At 38.9% G+C, this 24,768-nt stretch carries 16 protein-coding genes; 3 read left to right on the forward strand and 13 right to left on the reverse strand.

Annotated elements, in window-relative coordinates:
- Positions 1-15 precede the first annotated feature (15 nt).
- The 13 genes from AC2IP4_RS02110 to hemL form a co-directional block, all read right to left on the reverse strand.
- Complete coding sequence (locus AC2IP4_RS02110; RefSeq protein ID WP_375322822.1) at positions 16-1,917, reverse strand: beta-N-acetylhexosaminidase; 1,902 nt, start codon at positions 1,915-1,917, stop codon at positions 16-18.
- Positions 1,918-1,939: 22 nt separating this feature from the next.
- Positions 1,940-2,815: a glucosamine kinase nucleotide-binding domain-containing protein gene (locus AC2IP4_RS02115; RefSeq protein WP_486310509.1), complete on the reverse strand. Its 876-nt coding sequence runs from the start codon at positions 2,813-2,815 to the stop codon at positions 1,940-1,942.
- A gap of 2 nt (positions 2,816-2,817) precedes the next feature.
- On the reverse strand, positions 2,818-4,536 hold the full coding sequence (locus AC2IP4_RS02120) for a glycoside hydrolase family 9 protein (RefSeq protein ID WP_486310510.1): 1,719 nt from the start codon (positions 4,534-4,536) through the stop codon (positions 2,818-2,820).
- 48 nt (positions 4,537-4,584) lie between these two features.
- The gene (locus tag AC2IP4_RS02125; protein WP_375321188.1) at positions 4,585-5,580 is read right to left on the reverse strand and encodes an ABC transporter ATP-binding protein; all 996 of its coding nucleotides are present in this window, start codon (positions 5,578-5,580) and stop codon (positions 4,585-4,587) included.
- Between the two features lie 22 nt (positions 5,581-5,602).
- Entirely contained in the window at positions 5,603-6,586 is a 984-nt protein-coding gene (locus AC2IP4_RS02130; RefSeq protein ID WP_060994148.1) for an ABC transporter ATP-binding protein, read from the reverse strand.
- 1 nt (position 6,587) lies between these two features.
- Positions 6,588-7,613: an ABC transporter permease gene (locus AC2IP4_RS02135; protein ID WP_060994147.1), complete on the reverse strand. Its 1,026-nt coding sequence runs from the start codon at positions 7,611-7,613 to the stop codon at positions 6,588-6,590.
- A gap of 2 nt (positions 7,614-7,615) precedes the next feature.
- Entirely contained in the window at positions 7,616-8,602 is a 987-nt protein-coding gene (locus AC2IP4_RS02140; protein WP_105055449.1) for an ABC transporter permease, read from the reverse strand.
- Positions 8,603-8,746: 144 nt separating this feature from the next.
- The gene (locus AC2IP4_RS02145) at positions 8,747-10,420 is read right to left on the reverse strand and encodes an ABC transporter substrate-binding protein (protein WP_486310511.1); all 1,674 of its coding nucleotides are present in this window, start codon (positions 10,418-10,420) and stop codon (positions 8,747-8,749) included.
- Positions 10,421-11,018: 598 nt separating this feature from the next.
- Complete coding sequence (locus tag AC2IP4_RS02150) at positions 11,019-12,353, reverse strand: IS4 family transposase (RefSeq protein ID WP_486310247.1); 1,335 nt, start codon at positions 12,351-12,353, stop codon at positions 11,019-11,021.
- Between the two features lie 133 nt (positions 12,354-12,486).
- Positions 12,487-15,867: a response regulator gene (locus AC2IP4_RS02155; RefSeq protein ID WP_486310512.1), complete on the reverse strand. Its 3,381-nt coding sequence runs from the start codon at positions 15,865-15,867 to the stop codon at positions 12,487-12,489.
- 164 nt (positions 15,868-16,031) lie between these two features.
- Positions 16,032-17,051, reverse strand: coding sequence for a 16S rRNA (guanine(1207)-N(2))-methyltransferase RsmC (gene rsmC, locus AC2IP4_RS02160; RefSeq protein WP_486310513.1), 1,020 nt, complete (start codon positions 17,049-17,051; stop codon positions 16,032-16,034).
- A gap of 125 nt (positions 17,052-17,176) precedes the next feature.
- On the reverse strand, positions 17,177-18,262 hold the full coding sequence (locus AC2IP4_RS02165; RefSeq protein ID WP_375321185.1) for an AI-2E family transporter: 1,086 nt from the start codon (positions 18,260-18,262) through the stop codon (positions 17,177-17,179).
- Between the two features lie 261 nt (positions 18,263-18,523).
- Entirely contained in the window at positions 18,524-19,819 is a 1,296-nt protein-coding gene (hemL, locus tag AC2IP4_RS02170; protein ID WP_486306736.1) for a glutamate-1-semialdehyde 2,1-aminomutase, read from the reverse strand.
- A 234-nt stretch (positions 19,820-20,053) separates the two neighbouring features.
- Between hemL and erpA the strand changes: the two genes are divergently transcribed.
- From erpA to AC2IP4_RS02185, 3 genes are all read left to right on the forward strand, one after another.
- Entirely contained in the window at positions 20,054-20,395 is a 342-nt protein-coding gene (erpA, locus tag AC2IP4_RS02175) for an iron-sulfur cluster insertion protein ErpA (RefSeq protein ID WP_045101254.1), read from the forward strand.
- Between the two features lie 138 nt (positions 20,396-20,533).
- On the forward strand, positions 20,534-21,646 hold the full coding sequence (locus AC2IP4_RS02180; protein ID WP_486310514.1) for an efflux RND transporter periplasmic adaptor subunit: 1,113 nt from the start codon (positions 20,534-20,536) through the stop codon (positions 21,644-21,646).
- Positions 21,647-21,655: 9 nt separating this feature from the next.
- Positions 21,656-24,751 carry an efflux RND transporter permease subunit gene (locus AC2IP4_RS02185; protein WP_486310515.1) on the forward strand — a complete coding sequence of 1,032 codons (3,096 nt, stop codon included), beginning with the start codon at positions 21,656-21,658 and terminating at the stop codon, positions 24,749-24,751.
- Positions 24,752-24,768 lie beyond the last annotated feature (17 nt).

Here is a 24,768-nt window from a genome sequence, read left to right on the forward strand (position 1 = left end):
TAATAATTGGGTGACTTATGGTTGACGGAAATTAATACCCTGACGTGTTAGGGTTGGTAATCGTCCATTTAACCTTGATAAAAAGTCTGTCCAGTTTCTGTGTTGTTTTTGTGTCCACATACCTTCAGACATAGCTAAAAGGCGTGGGAAAATCATGTAGTCCATACGCTCTTGGTTATTGATGATTTCACACCAAAGCGCGCATTGAATACCAAGAATTCGTTTACGAATAGGGTCGTTATCAGCAAGTTCTGCTAATGGTTCATAGTTATATGCATCTTCAAGAGGAAGTACATTAGCCCAATCAACCCCCGGTTCTTCAGGAGCATAATCTTGAGCCATATCTAGATAAGTCGTTTGTCCTGGTTGAAGTACCACATCAAAGCCTTGTTTAGCGCAATTAAGTGCCGCTTCTTCGCTTAACCAAGAGTAAATCACTGTGTCTTTACTGACTTTATTACCATGTTGAGCTTCTTCCCATCCAAGCATTCTTTTACTAAGCTGCTTTAATTTAGTTTCAGCATGACGAAGTAGGTGGCCTTGAAGTTCTACTGGATCGCTATAGCCTTGTTGTTCCATTAGTTCTTGGCATTTTTGGCTGTCTGTCCAAACGCCTTTTGGAACTTCATCAGCTCCGATATGAATATATGGAGCAGGGAAAAGTGCAGCAACTTCTTCAAGTACCGTATCAATAAAGGTGTAAGTTCCTTCTAATGCAGGAGAAAGTACATTGTCTGTGTAATGTTGGATACTGCGATAATTTGAGTGATCGTCGGTATCAACTAATAAATGAGGTAGTGCTTTGATTGCTGCGCGGCAGTGCCCAGGAATATCGATTTCAGGGATCACGGTAATGCCACGTAATTCAGCATAAGCGATCACTTCTTTAATTTCTTCTTGGGAGTAAAAGCCACCATGAGAGCCAGCGACATGCGTATATTGGGGCTCTAAAAGATGGTTAGGCCCACGCCAAGCACCAACTTGAGTTAACTCTGGAAATGCTTTTATCTCAACACGCCAGCCTTCGTCATCGGTAAGGTGCCAATGGAATACATTAAATTTGTATTGAGCTAGTTGATTAATTAAACGCTTTACTCGTTCAAGTGGATGGAAGTGTCTTGCGCAATCTAGCATCATGCCACGGTAATGAAAGCGTGGTTGATCTTTAATTTTTACACATGGTACTAGTTGCGTGTCTTCATTAATTAATTGCAATAATGTAGCGCAAGCATGAGCAAAGCCTTCACTTGAACCTGCATGGAGTGTGATTTTATCTTCCATCACTGAGACTTGGTAAGCCCCTCTATCTAGTGTTGGATTAGCAATAAATTGGATCTGTCCATTATTATTAAGAAGATGTTTTTTTGATGTAATTATCTCTAACTCTTCACTTAACCATGTTGCAGGGCCTTCTGCTAAATGAGTTTGAAGCTCAAGTGAGGAATTCGTTAAATTAAATAACCCATCAAGGCGTTGTACTGATTCTGGTTTTGGAATTAGTGATAGTTCAGCAGGCGCAACTCTTGGCATTTGAGTTCGTTCTGTATGTGGTGATGCTAATACTAGTGGAGAGATTGAAACCTCTAAAAATTGAGGCTTTTCGCTATCAGCAATGAATATCGTTGCATCATCAAAACCATCAGAAATAAAACGAAAAGGAGCGGTTCCAATGCTGAATTCTACGTAGTAATGGTTGTTCGCTTTTAGTACTTTGTTATCATTTGGAATCAGCTTACAGAAGCTACCGATTTGTTCTAAAGTTCCTTGAGTATTGCTGTTCGGAGTAATGAAGCGATCAATTGTAAAATGAAATTGCCAATCATGAAGGTCTGCATCACTTAAATTGTGTAGCGTTAAACCAAATCGGCTTAGATTGTCTTTTTCAGACAAAACAACAAGATCTACACGATAATCCATCATCTAATTCCCTATAAAAATACTAGAACAAATTATGTTCTAATTTTCCTGCCATCATGATGCCACCTTCAATCGCATCACATTGTGGTTGTACCAAATACTGACGAATAGAAGGCGATAGCCATTCAACAATGCGTTCACCAATACTTCCCATTAGCGCAATTTGTGTTGCGCCTTTCTTATTTAAAGCCGTTAAGAACATTTCTATATGGCTAGCTGTTTGTTGTAATAGCTCAATAGCAAGATCATCCCCTTTTAATGCAAGAGCGAAAATGGTTGGAGAAAACTGTCCGTAATCACATGGGCGAGCCGTTTTAGACCAATCAACAATGCTATCGATGTCATGATTAAAGTGCGCTAACACATGATCGGTTAGAGCAGTAGTAGGTTTAATACCATCAGAAGCTAAAAGCGTATTTTGAATTAAATGAAGGCCCATAATTGCACCGCCACCTTGGTCAGATATTGGAAATTCTCGACCACCAACGACATGTTGCTGAGCATCTTGAATGTAGATACCACAAGAGCCAGTTCCAGCAATCATGATTGCTCCATTTTTGCCTTTATGAGCCCCTAAACATGCGCCGTAAGCATCAGTGTTCAATGTCATTGAGGCAAAAGGGTGTTTCAATTGCATAAATTTATGCCAAGCTGATTTTTGCTCTGCACCAGCAAGGGCAAGACCAACGTGCATTGTTGCAAAATCATTTTCTGATAATTTATTTTGTGCTGCCGCTTGGGTAATCGCAGTAATGATTGAATCCATTGCAACTTCAATACCTAATAAGATATTGGCACTGCCGCTTTTCGCTTCACCTAATAATTCACCTTGTGCATTGCGAATTCGAGCGCGACAAGAAGTGCCACCACCATCAATTCCAACATATAAATAGCTCATGACTATTCTCCTAGTTTCGCTTGGTAAGATGATTGAGTCATAATTGCTAATAAATACCATGCGCCGTGAGGGATCCATTGTTCACCCCAACGCCAGTTTTGTAGCATATCTTCACCGTGTGGTGCAGGATTGAAAGCGATATCTTCTTCATCATCAAAACCACCAGTAATGCCATTACAAACACCACCTTTAGCATTAAAAAAACCAAGATGAGGAAGGTAATCAGGGTTGTTATGACCATGGCCATCTAACATACACATATCATAAGGATTTAATCCTAATACCCAGTTCAAATTATTCTGAGCAAAGATCTCTAATTTTTGTTTAATATCAGTACAAGTAATATGAGGTAGGACTAAATAGCTCATGCTAGCTAACGAACTTAGGCGAGCATTTTCTCCTTGCCACCAGTAGCCTGATTCATTGTCATGAGCGACAAAAAAGGCACTGCGTTTTTCGCCATTAACGGACTTAACGTATTGTCTTGGATAACCGAATGGATTGAATGTTTCTGAAGAGATAGTTAATTCAAACTCAACAGCTTGGTTGATAATTAATTGAGTATGAGCTTTACGGCTATTGTCAGTTTCTATTTCTAAGTATTGAGATAGTGCAATCGCAGGAAGACCAGCTTCTGCTGCATGGAAATAAGGACGTTCGCCATTTTGAGTTGCAGACCAAAAGTTGCTTTGCTGCTCATCACTTTGTTGGCGAGCTGATAATCTTTCTGTCCATGAACGAGCTTCCAGTAAAAAGGCATTATCTTGAGTTGTTTTGAATAGCTCGATAACAGCAAGAAGAGCACAATATTCATCAATGATATTCTCTTCGCCATTATTTAAATAATTAAGGTTATGTTCTTTTAGGTGCCAATAACCTTTTACCGCCGCGCCTAAATAGTTTTCACGAGTAAATTCACCATCAATATCTAAGCGAGCAGCAGAAGCAAGAGCCGCAATTGCGATGCCTCCACCTTGGCGGAAACCTGCTTGGTAATCATCAGATTTAAGACCCTCTTGAGTAGCGTAAGCACAGATATCACGTTGATTGATATCTTTACTCCACTTATCAAATACGGTCATGTAAAAGAAACCTGCCGGATTTTGCATTCGAACTAAAAAGTCAGCACCAAACAATGCCTCTTCGGTAAGGCGGGTGCGAGAGAATGCAGCAAAACTCGATAGGTTTTGAGTTAATTCAAGCCCTTTCAGCATATTCCAAACAACCATTGGAATTTGTTGAGGGTTTAAGTAATTAGCGTAAGAAAGGTGACTGAAGTATTTACTTACATCACCAGACGCGTCGTACCAACCACCATGAACATCGACGGTTTCATTACTCTTTAATACAGGAGCTTTCTTATCGTGTTTATCAAACATCCCACCACAACGTTGCGATTTAAAGTAGTGCATAACATCAGAGAATGTATGACTCATTAATAGGTTGGTTTTGATAATAAAAGGGTGAGAAATCGCCCCTTCGATTACAAGAATGAACTCTCCCTGTTCTGAAAATTCATTAAATGAAATTTCAGCAAAGTAACCTTGATGCCAATGAGCAACTTGGTTTGATGAAGAAATAGAAAAACGGTGTTTTACCTGTTGTGTTTGAGTACAAACAATTTGACCAGAGATTGGCTGCTCTAGGGCAGTGGTAGCCAATAATACCGCTGATTTCGGTCCGTTTGTTTCATATCCAATATGGTTAGTTAACAGTTGCATCTATTTCTCCAAAATACCAATTACTGCTGTTCGATATTACTAATGAAATTAATTTTCGTATAAGTAACAACGAACAAAATGGTTGTCTGACAGTTTTGTTACGCCAGGCATACGTTCTTTACATTTTTCTGTTACGTGAGTACAACGACCTGCAAATGGGCAACCTGCTGATTCTGGTGTCCAAAGAGGGATCTCGCCTTTGTTGCCTTTCAGTTTGGTATGAATCGATTTACTTGGATCTGGCACTGCAGAAACTAATAGTTGTGTATATGGGTGCTGAGGATCGTGAATGATTTCATCAGTGTCGCCCCATTCAACCATGTGCCCCACGTACATTACCGCGAGATCTTCTGCGATATAACGAGCGGTTGCGATATCGTGCGTGATGTAAAGTAGAGACATTTCTTTCTCAAACTTCATCTCTTCCATTAGGTTAAGAACGCCCGCACGGATAGAGACATCAAGCATTGAGGTCGGTTCATCAGCAAGCACTACCTCTGCACCAACCGCTATATTTCGAGCAAGGTTGACACGTTGACGTTGGCCACCAGAAAGTTGGTGCGGGAATTTAGCCGCCGTTTCTTTTGGTGGGATCAACCCCACTTGTTCTAGAAGATCATAAACGCGATCCTCCAGCTCTTTTTGATTACCTGGAGCCACTTTCTTATGAATAAGAAGTGGTCTAGCAAGGTGATGAAAAATATTATGGGTTGGGTTTAAAGAACCAAACGGGTCTTGCCATACCATCTGTACGCCTTCACGATATTTCATGAGATCATTTTTCTTAACGATATCTTGAATATCACGGCCTTTGTATTCGATTACGCCGTCTGTCGGTGCGTACATTTTTGCGATCATTTTTGCTGTGGTGGATTTTCCCGAACCCGACTCACCAACAACGGAAAGACCACGGCTTTTGTACATTTTGAATGATACGTCGTTGATCGCTCGCATCATTGGGTTTTTAAGTGCGTTGCTACTTACAGGGAAATCTTTAACTAGATTTTTGCCTTCAATCAGTAGTTCGCCAAATGCTTTGCTCATAATTTACTCCAGAAAATCCGTTTTATGCTTTTGCTTGTGCAATTGTCTCACCGTAAAGGTGGCAATTTGACAAGTGACCAGGCTCAATCTGACGAAGCTGTGTAGGAATCGTACGACATGCTTCATGTACACGATCACAACGAGACTGGAAGCGACAACCTTGCGGTATTTCTAATAAATTAAGAGGATTTCCTGGGATACCTGTTAATTTTGTTTTTGGCCCCGTTAGTGGTGGGAATGAACTACCCAGCCCTTTTGTATATGGGTGGTAAGGAGAGGTTAAGATCTCTTTGGAAGAAGCAACCTCTATCAATTCACCTGAGTACATGATCCCAATGCGATCAGAAAACTCAACCATTAGTGATAAATCGTGCGTAATGAATAAGATTGAGAAACCAAACTCTTCTTTAAGCGCATAAATTTTCTGTAAAATTTCACGTTGAACCACAACATCAAGTGCCGTTGTTGGTTCATCCATGATGATCATTTTAGGGTTAAGAGCTAATGCAATGGCAATAACCAAACGCTGACGCATACCGCCAGAGAACTGGTGAGGATAATCACTTAAACGACTTGGGTGAATATCTACTATTTCTAATAGGCCTTGAGCACGAGTAATCGCTTGTTCACGAGTCATTGTGGTATGGCGCATGATCACATCACAGAACTGCTCTTCCATCGGAAGTACAGGGTTTAATGCGTTCATGGCACTTTGGAATACCATTGACATTTCACTCCAACGGAAAGCCTGCATTTGTGGGTCGCTATATTTTAAAATATCTTGACCATCAAATATAACCTCACCACCGGTGATGAATGCTGGCGGCTTATGCAGGCGCATTAAAGAGAATGCAATGGTTGATTTACCACAACCTGATTCACCAGCTAGACCAAAGACTTCACCTTTACCGATGTCAAAACTCACATTGTTTACAGCACGCACATCACCTGATTCAGTAATGTAATCCACACACAGATTGCGGATAGAAATTTGTGGGTCAGTCATATCAATCTTCCCTGTTCCAATTTAATACTGGTTTAGCTAAATCTGGTTTACGTTCATTCGTATCTTGGGTTGCTAATTTTTTCCAGCGTTTCATTCCTTTGTGAGAACGAAGTTGTGGGTTAGCAATTTCATCTACTGCAAAGTTAAGCATTGCAAGGCCTACAGCTAGAATAGTCAGTGCCATACAAGGAGCGATTAATTCCCACCATGCGCCAATTAAGATAGATGAAGACGTTTGTACGTTGTACAGCATGATGCCCCAACTAATTGTACTTGGGTCACCTAGACCTAAGAATGAAATTGTTGCTTCCATCATGATTGCGTACATTACTGAACCGATGAAACTTGCACCTACAATTGAGATAAGATTTGGAAGAATCTCAACAAAGATGATGCGCCATGATGATTCACCTAGTACCTCAGCAGCTCTTACAAATTCTTTTTCACGTAATGCTAAGGTTTGAGAGCGAATTACACGTGCGCCCCAAGCCCAGGATGTACACCCGATTATGAGGGCTATGGTCATAGGTCCAGCTTCACCAATAAAGGCGGCAAGAACGAACAGTAATGGATACTGAGGAATAACCAGCATGATGTTCATCGCAGCCGTTAATATGTCATCAACTTTGCCTCCGAAGTAACCAGCAGAGATCCCGATAACCGTTGCTAAGAAACACACAACTAAACCTGCACTAAAGCCAACCGCTAGTGATACACGAGCACCATGAGCAAGTTGAGACCAAACGTCACGACCCATACGGGTTGTTCCCATTACGTGGTCTGCTTTTTTAGACATTAGTAATGTACGACGATCGGTTGCTAAGTTTTCAGAAACCCAACCGTCAGGGTTATTTTCAGCTGCGTTTACAACGAAGCTAGGGTATTCATGTGGTTTACCTGTTCGTTTATCTGGAGCGTGGTCGCTAAGAAATGGGGCGAAGACAGCAACAAAGATAAACATGAATAGGATACCTAAGCCAAACAGTGATTTAGGGTTACCAGAAAGAAGTTTAATTAAGCCTTTCATTATTATTTTCCTCCCTTGCGTAGGCGAGGGTCTAGAACTACATATAACATGTCAGCGAGAAGGTTAAAGAACAACATGAACAGAGTCATGATAAGTAGCTGACCTTGAAGAACTTGGTAGTCACGAGACGTAATTGCATTAAACAATACTGAGCCTAGACCTGGATAGTTAAAGATAATTTCTACGATAAGTTGGCCACCAATAGCCATGCCAAGAGACATAGAAAGAGCGGTAACACTTGGAAGCATTGCGTTACGTGCTGCGTAGTTAAATACAACTCGGTTTTCGCTTAATCCCTTACCTTTAGCCATAGTGATGTAATCTTCGCCTAAAAGGTTAATCATATTGTTACGCATGTTGATTAAGAAACCACCAATTTGAACAATTGAAGCACAGATCAGTGGGAGAATTGCATGGTAAGCAACATCTTTTATGAATACCCAGCTCGTCCAGTCAGGAACAACACCAGGAGTATACGCATACCCTGTTGGGAACCATTTTAATCCAACCGCAAAAGTAAACATGGCAAGCATCGCGATAACCACTTGTGGTACCGCTTGAATAACTAGCATCCCTGGAGAGATAAATGTGTCATATGCACTGCCGCGTTTCCAAGCTGCAAAAATACCTAAGATTGAACCTAAAGAGAAAGAGATAATAACTGCAGTACCAGCTAAGAAAAGAGACCAACCAAATGCGCCACCTAATAGTGTATTTACACTTAGAGGGTAGAATTTGATAGATGTACCTAATTCCCAAGTTAGAATGTTTTTAATGTAGATAAAGTATTGTTGATAAAGTGGACCATCAACAAAACCAAGCAGTTGTTTCATAGCTTCGATACGCTCAGGAGTTACCTGAGTTGTGGCATTCGCAAACATCATGACAACAGGGTCACCTGGCATTGCTCGCGGAATGATAAAGTTAATCGTTGCAGCAACGACCAACGCAATAAAATAGAACGATAAACGTCTTAGAAAAAATCCCATAACTCACACCTTACTCATCCAGATATTATTTGCCTGACCTGGAAATCAGGACGAAAAATCCCCTGACGACAAGCGCCAATCCTTTAGCTAGTAGGGAAGGGGAGAATACGCGGTGCACAAGATATGCACCGCAAGGCTTACATATTACTTAACAGGTTTTAGGTCAAGAACGTGTAGAAGACGCTCAGGAATACCAGCCCAGATGTTTGGACGGCCCTTAGGATTCTTCTCGTTCCACCAACCAGTGAAGCGTTTTGTATTATATTGGTACATGTAAGCACCAGACATAATAGGAAGTGTTACTTGGTTTTCAGCGATGATTTTCTGAATACCATGAGCGATTTCAATTTGCTCTTCTTTGTCTGCTGTCTTGTAGAAGCTATCAAGTAGTGCATCTAGTTTCGCATCTTTGAAGTAATGCATTGCGAAACGAGGCATACCATCACCTTCTTGTAGTGCTGAGTTGTATGCACTGTTCCAGTATAGGTGTGGATCCGCACCGTGGAAGTAGTTAGTGTAAGCTAGGTCGTATGTACCTTCTAACATCGCTTGGTTATAAACTGCGAATTCAGGTGTACGAGCTTTTGCTTTAATGCCAACTTCATCTAGCTGCTCAACAGCAAGTTGTACTGTGTTGTTGAAGTCAGTCCAACCGTTTGGAGATTGAATTAGAAGTTCAAATGATTTACCTGATGGAGTATCAACATAACCATCGCCATTCACATCTTTAAAGCCAGCTTTAGCTAATTGCTTCTTAGCGCCTTCAACATTGTAAGTATTAAATTTCTTATACTTATTATGAATCGCTTCATCAGACCATGCTTCAAATGCATAACCAAGACCTGATGCGAAATCATTCACTGTACCACCACCGTAGAATGCTATGTCGATGATAGTTTGACGGTCAAGAGCCATACCCATAGCACGACGGAATTCAACGTTTGTTAACGCTTCATTTTTAGCTGCATCTGGGTTTTTGAAGTTAACCATTAATGCTTGTGTACCTGATGGCGGGTACCAGTATTGGTGGCTAGGGCTTGCTGATGCGTAAGTACGGTCGATGTCAGGAATGAAAGATGAAGTCCAATCTAGCTCAGAGTTTACGATTTTACCAAGTAGTTGGTCATTGTTCGCAATTTGAGGAACACGTAGACAGTCAACATCTAGGTTATCATTATCCCAATAGTTAGGGTTACGACACTGAATGTAAAGTTGCGGTGTAAATGTATCAATTTCAGTGAACGGACCTGTACCAACTGGATTTTCATTGGTGAACGTTGTTGGATTTTCTACTTTAGACCAAACATGTTCTGCAACGATTGGTACTAGAGAAATTTCATAAGGTACGTTTGAATTCGCTTCTGATAGGCTGAATTTTACTTGGTATTCATTTAGGCGTTCAACTTTTGTTATCCACTTATTGATACCACGTTGATCAAGCTCAGGCTTGTCTTTTAGCAACTGATAAGAATACATAACATCGTCAGCAGTAAATTTTTCGCCGTCAGACCATTTAACGCCTTTACGAATGTCAAAAGTAACACTCATTAGGTCGTCAGACATGCGGAAGTCTTCTGCAAGACGCATTACTGGCTCATTACCGTGCATTTCATTAAAGATAACTAGTGGTTCGTAAACAAAATCTGTTGTTGTTCGAAGGTTAGTTGCAAGGTATGGGTTAAAGTTTTGAATCATTGTAGGGTAGAAATCAGGTACTACTGTTAGCTCACTTCGTGCAGCTGCATCCGTAGCTGCAAAACCCGTTGTTGCTGCAAGCACTGCAGCAGCTAGTGTAGTTTTTTTAATATTGGCAAGCATAGCTGTTCCTTACTCTTTGCTTTATGTTTCACTATATATACGTATTTAACAATTTGATAAATACACATTGAGGCCTACCTCAAATCCAGTTTTTTCCAGAACATCCTAAACAGTTGTTGAGTGGTCTGTAGGCCTTGGGCATGTATAGGAAACAGTTTTATCACTAAAACGTCAATTTCGATTCCCGTTAAAAACGGCAAAATCCCTTTTTATAACGTTAAAAACGTCATTATTGATATTGTTGGTTGTTTTTTGTCCGTCATTTTCAATGTGATATTGCTCCCGTTAATACCATTTTTTATGGTGTGTTGTTAGTGGGTGCTTACCTTATTATTCTTTGTTTTATAGTCATTACTTTTCTTCTGAATAGATAGTGACAGTGATCACTTGTGATCTGTATCGTTAATTTTTTTGCTAAAATTATCACTTTAGATTTGTTGTGAGTGGCTTCTCATTATCATGACAAAAGTATTAAGACTGTGTTATTAGATAATTTTTTTCCTTAAAGAATAGATATTTTTACAGCTATTTTAATCTTATTTTGGCTCGTAAAATTTCAACGGAAAATAAAAAAGCCTGCAATAAATGTTAATGCCAGTCAGTTAAGCTGACTGGCTTTTTTCTTTTTCCAGCAAGGGTACTTCACGGCTTTAGCTCGAACTCTCCTTGGATAGCGCCTATCTTCTCTCTTTGGCGGTAAAATGTAGTGAGCGGTATTTGCCTGTAAAGAGGCGATAGTCTTCGGGATATTACCTGCACTATTTAGTGACATTGTGTACAACATATTTATGATTGCCAGCGAGCATGATGTGAAACTTAATTGGTTTGCGTGAAGCCCCTTCACCGTATGTGACATCTTAACCATTTGATATCTAAGTAAGTTATAACCAAGTAATATCCCCCATAATTCTTGTCTAATCATCTCAGGCTTTTTACTTCGAAGGTGATGCTCACTATTTAGAAGCGTCTGTTTCATTTCTCTATAACCGACTTCTATCTCCCAACGCTCACTGTACAGCTCTACCATTTCAGACGATGGAAAACGCATTGGATCAACCATTGAAGTTAAAATTTGAGTCTCTTTTCCTTTCACTTTTTTACTCACTAACCGAGCTTCAATATATTCCGGCAGATCAAGGAACTTCTTTCTAGCTTGTGGCGATGTTTTTAAACGCACTAATTTATCTTGTCGACCTAAAGTTCGTACTTCCTCATATATTGTTCCTTTCTTCACAGGAAGCAACCAATGACGTTCCGATCCTGTTGTAGACCATTTATGAAGTAAGCCAAGGGAATAAAATCCTTTATCAAACAAAGTTATAGAGTTATCTGGAGTGGATGAGATAAGTTGTTCAGCTAAAACCATTTCACTGACTTTTGTGCTATCAAAAGCACTATTGATCAATAAATGGCTAGTGAGTTCCATTTGGCATACCATTCTGATTTTAGGGTAGCAGGTTTCGCCATGCTGATTACTTTTAGGTTCAAATACTTGAAGGTTTTCTTTTGTGTCAGGCGCTCGCCAAACTACGCCATCAACACCTAATAATTGTAAACCGTTCCATGTTGGATGGTTTGCTTCGGTATTCCAGATTTCAGCTGTTGATGTGAAAATATGTCTTACTGCTTCGCTTCCAAGTCTTTGTCTCGCTTGAACTACTGCACTCGGAGCCACTAGTGGCCGCTTTCCTGGCAGCATAAGCTGCATATTACTGGTAATGTCCCAGACTGACTCATCTCGATAGAAAGCCATGCCTAACACAACCCAAATCATCATATCTAATGGTAATCGGCGCTTACGGATCGTAGCTATCCCAGCCTCTTCTAAACATTGATTAATAAATTCAGGAGGTAATATATCACTGAGTTTTCCGAGAGAATCAGAATCAGGGACGAAATCATTAGCCAGTGTTAGAGCTTTAGTTAGTTGCATAAAAAATCCGATATTGGTTACCCAATATCGGATTTTGAAGGTTTTTAACGATCAGTCAAATGATCTGGAAAATTTCTTAACTGATCGGCATTAGCAATAAATGTAGGCTTTTTTATACTTAGAGTGTAAGGCGTTAGTTGGATGAGATAAGTATTTTTAGCTTATCTTTTATTCGAATTAGCTTATCTCGCTGAGGATTATGCAGTTCACAATGGTCAAGTATATACTCAAGAGTACTAATGACTGTGCGCCATCTTGGTGTCTTTGGTAGGGTCTCAACTCGGAGGTATTTATCAAGAGTTCGTGTTTGTAAGGTACTTCTATCTAAATAAACTCGCCATAATCCACTCTCTTCTGCGAGAGTGTATTTTGTTTGCCCTGTACCTTCTTCCCAATATGTTAATCCTGATGTCATACCATCAACAATAAGTTCTCTCATAATGATGCCTTTATCTTCTTTGTTCTCATTTGCTTTATTAGCAAGTTGAGCGATATCGCCTCCAACCAATGATAAAGAATCTAGTTTTTGTTTATCTCCTTCAAATGCGAAGGCTGAGAGTGCCTCTACGGCGTTTTCTAAGTCATGAATACGTTGCTCACTGGCTTCATGTGTGTGACTAACGATAAGCATTAATGAGAGCCCTGATTCTGCTGGTAAATGCAAAAGATCAGCATTTATCTGTTCGATACTGCCGTCAATGTATACATCAATGTTGCCTCTGTAATTTTGTTTATTTTCAATTAAGCTTCTTTTTGCAATAAGCTCATCAATAGTATAACGAGACAATTGCTCTTCGGTTCTTTGAAATAACTTGGCGGCGGATTGGTTTACGTATTGAATGTATCCATCATTCTTTGCACACACAATTGCTTCATGAGCATGATTGAGCTGTTCGAGTATGTGAGCTTGAGTTTCTAATAAACTGGCTTCAATTTTCTCTCTGTGACGAATTTCTTGCTGTAAGCGCCCATTCTCGTTAAGGAAGACTTCAGCCTGACTTGCTTGAAGATGTGCTTTAATTCGAGCTGCTAATTCTTGTTTATTAAATGGTTTACTTAAATAATCATTTGCCCCTGACTCAAATCCTCTAATGCGATCTTGGGTTTGATTTAATGCCGTCAGCATTATGATTGGAAGTTGTGAGTGGTCATATTGTTGTCTTAATGATTGACATACTTCATAACCACTCATTCCAGGCATCATAACATCGAGAAGAAGCAATTCTGGTTTTTCTTCTTGTAGTACTTGTAAAGTCTCAGGTCCATCATTTGCAGTTTTAACTCGGTAGCCTTCTAACCTTAAAAAACTGCTTAATACTTGAAGATTTACTGGTTCATCATCCGCAACAAGTAATAAAGGACCGTCAGGGTTTTCTGGTGATTTTTCAGCTAATTCATCTAAATTATATTCTAATATTTCAGGCGTTTGATAATGAGCAATATCTTCTTTAGAAAATTGTTTGTATTGCTGGATTTGTGCTTTTGTTGCTAAAGGGATTGTGAAGCTAAATGTCGCTCCAACCATAGGCTGGCTACTTACATATAAAGAACCTCCCATTAACTCGATTAATTGACGACTAATGGATAAACCAAGTCCTGAGCCTTGACGATAACGGTTAGAGTCATGTCCTGCTTGTATTAAAGGTTCAAAGATATGCTCTAATTCATCCGCAGGGATCCCATGTCCAGTATCAACGACTTGAACTCGTAAAAATTGGTCAATAACACTTGCAGATATAACTATTTTACCCTCTGAAGTGTACTTAATCGCATTACCAATTAAGTTATATAAAACTTGTTCAAGTCGTTGTTCATCGGCGTAAACCGAAGGTAATGATTTATCGACTTGATTAATGATACGAATCGATTTGTGGCCTAATAAATGTTGTGATAATTCAAGAACTAAGCTTGTTGCTGAAGAAAGATCGGCCACATGTCGATTAATATCTAAATTACCATGGCGCATCTTATGGTAATCCAGTAAATCATTAACAAGGTTTGTTAATCGTTGGCCGCTATTAATTATGATCTCTAATTGGTGCTTATGAGATGCAGATATCGGCCCATTAGCACCTGTGTAAAGTGCTTCAGCAATACCGACCATGCCATGTAAAGGGGTTCTTAATTCATGAGATGTAGTGGCTAGGAATTCATCTTTTAATTTATCAGCAGCTTCTAATTCGTTATTTTTATTTTGGATAACCGTTAAGTTTGCTTCAAGCTCCTCATTTTGAGCTTTAATTAATTGGATTTTCTCTCTGATAGAACGTTGCATACGGGCAAAGCTTACCGCAAGGCGACCAATTTCATCTTTTCTGTCAGTGCTGATCATATCTTGATCTAAATCTCCTGCAGATACTCGTTCTGCTGCCCATGTTAATCTTAATAAAGGGGCGGTTATTGAGTTTGATAAAAAATGAGAGGCAATAACAACGCTGACTATCGCGATAATCATAGCAATAATAAAAATCTGTTCTAGTTGTTGTATGCGAGCAAAAGCTTCTTTCTCTGGTAGCTCTATAGATAAGCCCCATGTGTGATCATCTATATGTATTGCAGTGAAAGCTGCCAGCACTTTTTGCTCGTTTTTATCCATGAAGCTACCGACATCGGTTTTTCCTGATAATGCAGCCGCCATGTTTTTAGATAAATTTTTATCTGTATCGCTTGTACTAATACGCGAATAAGAGTCTTCACCAACGAAGTAGGTTTTAATTGATGTATTTTCTTGAGTGTTATCTAAGAGGTTTGCAAGTCCTGTATTTGGTAGCTTAAATAATACGAAACTATGTAAATAACCTTGCTGGACAATAGGAGCTGCAAACCACGAGATACTTTCACCATTTACATAAGAAAAGTCTGAAAATATAACAGGTATGTTGTCTTTGTTTTTAGAGTTTTCAACCATAGTTCGCACGTGGCTATAAGTCTTTTCTAATGTGGTTCCTTTATATTTACCTGTCAGTAAGTTGGTACCGTAGTTATCTTCTTTTTTAGTTGAATAGACGACATTACCATTGATATCAACAAGTAATATATCTGTAAAATCAGAACGTTTGAGTAACTCTTGATAAGCCCAATGATAACGTTTATGTAGAAGGCGATAACGTTCACTGCCAATATATGAATCTGATTCAGGTAAAATACTGGTTCGAACTTTATCTCCAGAACCTTCGATATATCGTAATTGAGCATTTTTTCTTGCGTTCTCTATCGATGTTCCTAAGCTAGGGAATGCGCTGATTAAACCATAGAATCGGCCACCACTTGCATTCGCTAATTCTGAACGAGCAAAACCTAAGACTTCAGATTCTCTGGCTTTAAAGTAATTACTAACTTGTTGTTCTTTATTGTCTCGTAATGAAACAAGGTGAGCGGTACTTTGTGTTGCTAGATCTTGGCTATGAGAGTGAAGAAAGAAAATAGCAATAATTGAAAGTGGTGTAATACTTAACACGAGGAATGCTAGCATTAACGTATTTTGAAGACGTTTAAAGTGTTGTTTTTTTTCCATTTTAAGGCCTAGTCTGCACTGTTATCCATTCAGCGAAATTGACACAATTAACGTGTCAGTAAACATGTGTTTGGGGATTTTAACGAGAAGCTCTGTTGCCTCTTATACGTAAATTACGTTAAAAATCAAGCAACAGAGCATTAAAGTGCGGCGGTAGACAATAATTATTTTTGAGCTGAATAGATTTTGAATTTATTATTCTTCGCTAAAGTTTCACAATGCCCAAATGCATTTTCAATAATTGGAGGGTATTGTAAAAAACTATTGGCAACTAAAATAAGTTGTCCTTGATGAGTGAGATTTTGTGGTGCTTTCTCAAGTAATTCTTCGGTTGAAGAGTAGTGAGTTTTTAACCCTGCATGAAAAGGTGGATTACTTACAATAAATTGATAGTTTTCTTTGGTATTAGAGTACACATCACTCGCAAATACATTACCTTCTATGCCATTTGCTTTTAATGTTTCAATCGAAGATGCAATCGCTAGAGCACTTATATCAACCATATCTAAATGAATTTTAGGATTTAACGTTTTCATTACTGAACCTAAAACACCTGCACCACAACCAAAATCAAGTACGTGTCCACGCAATGATGGCAGTGTTTGTAGTAGTAATTCAGAACCCTTATCAAATTCACCATGACTAAATACACCAGGTAGGCTTCTTACTTCAATTGTGTGCTCTTCAAATTGAACTTGATACTCTTTAAACCAATCTTGTAGGGTGAATGTAGGAACGTTTTCTGTACATTGTCCCCAATAAAAACTGCAACGACGAGCTGAATCCAATTTATTGATAGGCCCTAAATCGGCAAACATTTTTTCAATGCTTTTCACACCACTTCTGTTTTCACCGACAACAATGATTTCGGTATCTTTACCTAGTTTTGCTAGTAGCATTGTAAGTAAATATTCAGCCTCAGCTTTTGCTTTTGGCCAATAAAGTAAAATCATATCAGCATTGGTGTCTTCTATTAACTCTGCGCCGAAATGGCACTTGATAGATTGATGTTCTGAAAATTGCTGATAGTAAGCGTAATTGGTGGTAAAGATAGATGTGGAAGCACAATGTTTATCTAGCTCAATAGGAAAATCATCAATGAGCTCACCGGCAATAAGAACATGCTTACCTTCAAAATAGGCAAGTTGACGCTGAGTGATTTGACTTGGAGCAGAGTAAGACATAATGGCCTCGAAAGAATACAAAAACTGGCGAGATTGTCCCACAAAGAAAGGGGAAGGAAAAGAAAAGTAAGAGGCTGTTTACGTGAGTAAATAAATACAGCCTCTACCTAATAGAGCTTAAGGTGTTAATTTTTATCTTGTTGGTCTAAAAATGATTTAAATTCAGTTTCATACATATTAAATAGAACTAGAGTTAATGCAAAAATTATAGGGCCATAAATTAAGCCAATTAAGCCATACAGGTGAATACCACCTAATAAGGAGAAGAAAATAAGCAACGTATTCATACCTGAGTTACCTTGCATTAATAATGGTCGAACGATGTTATCAATTGAACCTACGACCAATACTCCCCAAGCGGTTAAGAAAATTGCCCATTCCCATTGGTTCGTTAATAGCAGATAAATTGTTGCTGGCACCCAAATAAGAGCGGTTCCAACAACAGGGATAAAGGAAGCAAACCCCATCATTGTTCCCCAAAATAGACCAGGAAACCCTGCTAACCACATCGCAAAGCCACCAGCTAAGCCTTGAGCTATCGCGGTCAAGAAAGATCCAAGAATTGCTGACTTTGACACTTCTTCAATTTCGTCAAGTAAGCGGTCTTCTTGACTTCTTGAAAGAGGAAGTACATGGCGAAAAGCTGAAATGATTTTATCTTGATCTCGTAATAAGAAGAAAAGAACAAATAACATTAAGAAGAAATTCATTAGGACATTAGTCACATCTCCTAATATTTGAGCACTGACGCCAACAACTTTTGTTCCTACTTGTGAAGCAAGTTGAGCGATTTTTTGAGTAATTTCAGCAGGGTCAATAGCGTCAAAAGGTAAATGTTTATTAATAAAGGCTAAGACTTGAGAAACAATAGGGTGTTCAAATAAGGTTTGAACACCACCTTCAGTAACCCAATGATAAGCATCTTTTGAAAATGTAGCACCTTGTTGAACAAGAGCTACAAAGACAAAAAATAAAGGAATAGCGATAATAAAAGTTAAAGCGGTACAAGATAAAATTGCAGCTGTATTAGGGCTATTTGGTAATTTTCCGCTGATTTTATTATGTAGAGGTGCAAATAAAAGAGACATAATAAATGCGAGAACAATCGGGTTTAAATAAGGTTGTATTAATAGGAAACACGCATAACCAGATGCGAGTAAGGCTGCAATTAAAACCCAATGGCTAGAATTTAGTTTATTGAAATGAGACACATTCTTCCCTTATGATGCTGTAAGCTATTTATAAGTAATGATGGTAAGTTAAGTTATATAGATACTTGGTTAGCTTAGCAAGAATATAATGGAGAGTAATTATGAGCTGTTGTGGGAAAGATACGTGCAGTAGTAATAAAAAAAGAACATTACCAATTATACCAATTATTGTTGTAGGGTTAGGAATATTAGTGATGTATTTTTGGCAATAAAAATGGCCTCTCTAAGGGATAGATAAGCCATTATTTAATTACTTTGTGTTTATTTCGCTTCAGAAGCCATTTTTGCAAAGCTACGATCTGCTGCTTCTAACGTTGCTTCTATTTCTTTTGGGCCGTGAGCTAAAGAGGTAAAGCCAGCTTCAAAAGCTGAAGGAGCAAGGTAGACGCCATGTGTCAGCATTAGATTGAAAAAACGCTTGAATTGATCGATATTACATTTGGTTACGTCTTCGTAAGTGGTTACTGTCTCTTGATCTGTAAAGAAGAAACCAAACATGCCGCCAACGTAATTTACCACCATTGGGATACCGTGTTTATTTGCTAGCTCTTTTAAGCCTAGCGCTAATTGTTTGGTTGTAGTTGCAATGCGCTTTTCATTGCCTTCTTCTGTTAGCACTTTTAAACAAGCAAAACCAGCTGCCATTGCTACAGGGTTACCAGAAAGTGTACCTGCTTGGTAAACTGGACCAGTAGGTGCGATGTATTGCATAACATCTTTACGGCCACCAAAAGCCCCAACTGGCATACCGCCACCGATAACTTTACCTAAACAAGTTAGGTCAGGCTTAATATTGTAATAGCCTTGAGCACAATTCTCTGCAACACGGAAACCAGTCATTACTTCATCAAAGATTAATAGGGCGCCTTCTGCGTCACAGATTTCACGAAGACCTTCATGGAATCCTTCAACAGGTGGAATACAATTCATGTTTCCTGCGACTGGTTCAACAATAATACAAGCAATTTCATCTTTGTTAGCGGCAAACATTTCACGCACAGAGTCCAAGTTATTGAACGTTGCTGTTAGTGTATATTTTGCAAAATCAGCAGGTACGCCAGGAGAACTTGGTTGGCCAAGAGTTAGTGCACCAGAGCCTGCTTTTACTAATAAGCTGTCTGCATGGCCGTGGTAACAACCTTCAAATTTCATGATCTTGTCACGGCTAGTATAACCACGAGCAAGGCGAATAGCGCTCATGGTTGCTTCTGTACCAGAACTTACCATACGAACTTGTTCCATTGATGGAACTAGTTCAGAAACAAGTTCAGCCATGTCAATTTCAGTCTCTGTTGGAGCTCCGAAACTTAAACCACGCTGCGCTGCTGAGATAACAGCTTCACGAATAGCTGCATGGTTATGACCAAGGATCATTGGGCCCCAAGAGCCAACATAATCAATATAAGCTTTACCATCGGCATCAAAAATTAACGGGCCATCGGCACGCTCAACAAAAATTGGTGAACCACCAACGCCAGCAAAAGCACGAACAGGAGAGTTAACACCACCAGGAATTTTATCTTGAGCTTTTGCGAATAGTTCTGCTGATTTGGTCATTACTTATATCCTCATAGTAATTAATTGGACCAGTTGGCGGTTATTGTACCTAAATTGAATCAGAATGCTTGAGTTGATCGTATTAATCCCCATCTAATAAGTAAATAATCGTGTTGAATGAGAGATGACTAGCGCTGTTTGGTACGATGGAAGTATTGAATACTTGAATGAAACAGTCAGGTATTAGATAATCAGAATTAAAATAGAATTGGAAACCAATCTTGAGAGGTTTAAATGAGTGATGTATCTGTGCCGTTAACGTTTTCTGATGTTGCAGCAGCAAAAGTAAAAACGTTAATAGCAGAAGAAGAAAATCCAAATCTAAAACTACGTGTTTATATTACAGGTGGTGGTTGTAGTGGTTTCCAATACGGATTTACTTTCGATGAAGACGTAAACGAAGGTGATATGACACTTGTAAATGACGGCGTTACATTGGTAGTTGACCCTATGAGTTTACAATACCTAATTGGCGGCGTTGTTGATTATACAGAAGGCTTAGAAGGGTCTCGTTTCTTCATCAATAACCCTAATGCAACGACAACATGTGGTTGCGGGGCATCATTCAGCGTTTAACTGCTGATATAGAAGGGTAAGTGGAGGTTTTCTCACTTCCCTTTTTTTATTTAATTTATGTATAAAGGTTTATTAGTTTCACAGTAAATTAGGATGTATTACTGTTTATCTACCTCTAAAGCACTAAGGATTGTTGCTATGGGTAAATACGCACCTGCTTTTTTTTCCTATCTTATTCATCGACCATGGATAATCTCATCTTTTTTATTTCTCAGCTTATTTTTATGGATAATGAGCGGCCCTTCTCATGCTGAAGATTCAGAAGTAAAACAAACGAGCCCAACACTTAATGTTCCTTTTGCTAACGTCATTGTTGAGCACTTTCAATCAATACCTACTCATAAAACTATTTCTCTTTATGGCCGAACAGCTCCTGATCGTCAAACGACCTTAGGTGCTCAAGTTGCCGCTCAAATTGAAACATTTCTAGTAAAAAAAGGGGAGCGAGTAAAAAAAGATCAACCTATTGCTCTCTTAGATATGGCAGATCTAGATTTACAATTGAGCCAAGTAAAGGCGATTTATTCAGTTCGTTTAAAAGAATTTAATGCAGCGAAACAGCTTCGTCGTAAAGGTTTGCAAGGAGATGTCGCTTTTAGTAAAGCCCAAGCGTCGTTAGCTGAAGCTAAAGCGAGAGTTAGAAATGCTGAACTCATTCTTAAAAATACTACGATTACGGCACCATTTGATGGTGTTGTTGAGCACCTTTTTGTTGAAGTCGGTGATTTTGTTAGTCGCGGTGATCCCGTTGCAAAATTGGTTGTTTTAGATCCTCTTGTTATTGAAGTCAATGTCAGTGAAAGACATATCGAGCAGCTAGTGAAACATCAAAAAGCCGAAGTAATTTTTATTAATGATACTTCTATAGAAGGGGATATTCGATATATTTCAAGGGTGTCTTCTTTATCAACGAATACATTTGCTGTCGAAATAGAAATTCCTAACACGGGCGCTCAGATCTTTGCTGGAATGAGTGCTGAGGTGGTTATAAACCTTGCTCTTCAACCAGCAATAAAGGTTTCTCCTGCAATGCTCGCATTGAATGAAGGTGGGGATTTAGGGGTTAAAACTGTGGTTCAAAGTGAGGGGAACTCAGAGAGCGAACTACGTGTTAAATTTATTCCTATTCAATTAGTAAAAGCAGAAGATGATGGTATTTGGCTAACAGGGCTTGGTAATGATGTTGATATCATTACGGTAGGACAAGGATTTGTCCGTGATGGTGATTTTATTCACGCTCAACGAAAATAGGGAAGTCATATGTTAGCTATTATTAATGCAGCATTGAGTCGCTCTCGAACTATGTTAATGCTATTGGTATTACTGTTTATTGCTGGTATCTCTACCTATATTATCATCCCAAAAGAGTCAAACCCTGACATCACTATACCTATTATTTATGTGTCCATGAGTCATCAGGGGATTTCCCCTGAAGATTCAGAGCGTTTGCTTGTTCGTCCTATGGAGCAAGAATTACGCTCTATTGAAGGTATTAAGGAAATGACGGCAGTCGCTGGTGAGGGGCATGGTTCGGTAACTCTGGAGTTTAGCGTAGGAACGGATTTAGATAAGGCGTTAACAGACGTTAGAGATGCCGTTGATTTGGTAAAACCAGATTTACCAGAGGAAAGTGATGAGCCAACGGTAAATGAAGTCACTTTAGCTGCCGAGCAAGCGGTTCTTTCTGTGGTGTTATATGGCACGGTACCAGAGCGTACGACCGTTCAAATAGCTCGTCAATTACGAGATAAGTTAGAAAGCTATAAACAAATTTTAGAGGTTGATATTGCCGGTGATCGAGAGGATGTCGTTGAAATTATTGTCGATCCTCTTTTATTAGAAAGTTACGGATTAGATCAAGCCGCTATTTATAATCTTATTGCACTGAATAATCGTGTAGTAGCTGCAGGGTTTGTTGATACTGGTTATGGACGATTTTCAGTTAAAGTTCCTTCTGTTTTTGATTCATTAAAAGATATCCTTGAGCTACCGATTAAAGTGGATGGTAAGCAAGTTGTTACCTTTGGGGATATTGCAACGGTTCGAAAAGCCTTTAGGGATCCAAACAGTTACGCTCGGCTAAATGGTGAAAAAGCGATTGTTTTAGACATCAAAAAACGCTCTGGTGAAAACATTATTGAAACTGTTGAGATAGTAAAAGCGGTTTTAGCTGGTGCTCAAGAGCTTGATTCATGGCCAAATAATTTATTAGTTAAATACACGTGGGATGAGTCAAAAGACGTTAAGGTCATGCTTAATGATCTTCAAAATAATATCCTTTCAGCCATCTTATTAGTCGTGATTGTGATTATTGCTATTTTGGGGGTAAGAACGGCTTTACTTGTTGGGATCTCTATTCCTGGCTCTTTTTTGACTGGATTGTTGGTATTGGCTTTATTTGGTTTAACGATCAATATTGTAGTGTTATTTTCACTTATAATGGCCGTTGGGATGTTGGTTGATGGCGCTATTGTTGTTACCGAGTATGCAGATAGAAGAATGCAAGAAGGCGCGCATAGAGTAGAAGCTTATCGAGAAGCGGCTCAGCGAATGGCGTGGCCAATTACGGCATCTACAGCGACAACATTAGCAGCTTTTGCTCCTTTATTATTCTGGCCAGATATCACTGGCGAATTTATGAAATATCTGCCGCTCACTTTGATAGCAACATTAAGTGCCTCCTTGTTTATGGCACTTTTATTTGTTCCTGTATTAGGGAGTTTATTCGGAAAATCTCAGCAAATATGTCCTGAGAAAAAAGAGAAATTATATGCCTTGAGTCATGGTGATTATAATAAGGCTGAAGGGATTACGAAGGTTTACTTTCAAACTCTTTCCATTGCATTAAAGCACCCATTTAAGATCTTATTTCTTGCTATTATATTCTCTATTGGTATCGGATTTACTTATGCTAAAGCTGGCTTAGGTGTGGTTTTCTTTCCTGATGTTGATCCGCCTTTTTTAACCGTTAAAGTTCGATCTTATGGGGATCTTTCTATTAATGAAAAAGATAAATTAATGGTTGAAGTTCAGGAACAAATTCTAGGAATGGATGAGTTAGACAGTGTTTATACTCGAACGGGGGGCGATGATGATATTGGGCAAATACAAATCACACCAGTGGATTGGCAATACCGCAGATCAGTAAAAGAGATTATTGAAGATTTAAGGTTAAAAACAAAGGATGTTGCGGGAATTGATTTAGAGTTCAGTACACCGAATGCTGGTCCTCCAAGTGAGCATGATTTAGTGATAGAAATGAGTGCTCGTAATGGGAATGACTTAAATCAAGCAGTCAAGCAAGTTAGGTCTTGGCTTGATGGGAATATTGCTTTTACTAATATTAGTGATACTTCAAACAAGCAAGGTATTGATTGGAAAATTGATATTCGTCGAGATGATGCCGCACGTTTTGGAGCTGATGCAACTCTTGTCGGTAATACGGTTCAATTTGTTACTAATGGTCTGAAGATTGGTGACTATTTACCAGATGATAATGATGAGCAGGTTGATATTTTAGTTCGTTTCCCTGAAGAGCATCGAGACATTGGACGCTTTGATGAATTAAGAGTAAAAACGGCATTGGGATTAGTGCCTATTACTAATTTTGCTCGAATTATCCCTACTCACAAACAAGATAAAATTCATCGTATTGACGGCCATAGAATCCTAACGGTTAAAGCTGATATGAGTGAGGGGTATAATTTAAGTATTGAGTTACCTAAAATTGAATCGGCTCTTGTTGCTTTAGATTTACCTGAAGGTGTTGAGTTTAAATTAAGGGGGCAGAATGAAGAGCAAAATAATTCTGCAGCATTTCTTCAGAATGCTTTTATTGTTGCTTTAGCGGTAATGGCAATAATTCTAGTCACTCAATTTAATAGTTTCTATCAGGCCTTTTTAATTTTAAGTGCGGTTCTATTCTCCACGGTTGGAGTGTTTGCTGGTTTACTTATATTTCAACGTCCTTTTGGTATAATTATGTCAGGGATAGGGGTTATATCCTTAGCGGGAATCGTCGTTAATAATAATATTGTGCTTATTGATACTTACAACACTTTACGTAAAGACGGTCTTGAAAAAGTTGATGCAATTTTACGTACTGGAATTCAACGTTTAAGACCTGTACTGCTTACAACAGTAACAACTATCTTAGGTTTAATGCCCATGGTTCTTGAAATGAATATTGATTTAGTTAATCAAAAAGTTGAATTTGGAGCGCCAAGTACACAGTGGTGGTCTCAATTAGCAACAGCAGTTGCTGGAGGGTTAGCATTTGCTACAGTATTAACTTTGGTATTAACACCGTGCTTATTAATGCTTGGTAGAGATAAAGATATAGATAGAAACGATTAAAAAGATGCCCTAATGAA

This window comes from Aliivibrio thorii (genome assembly GCF_057368585.1).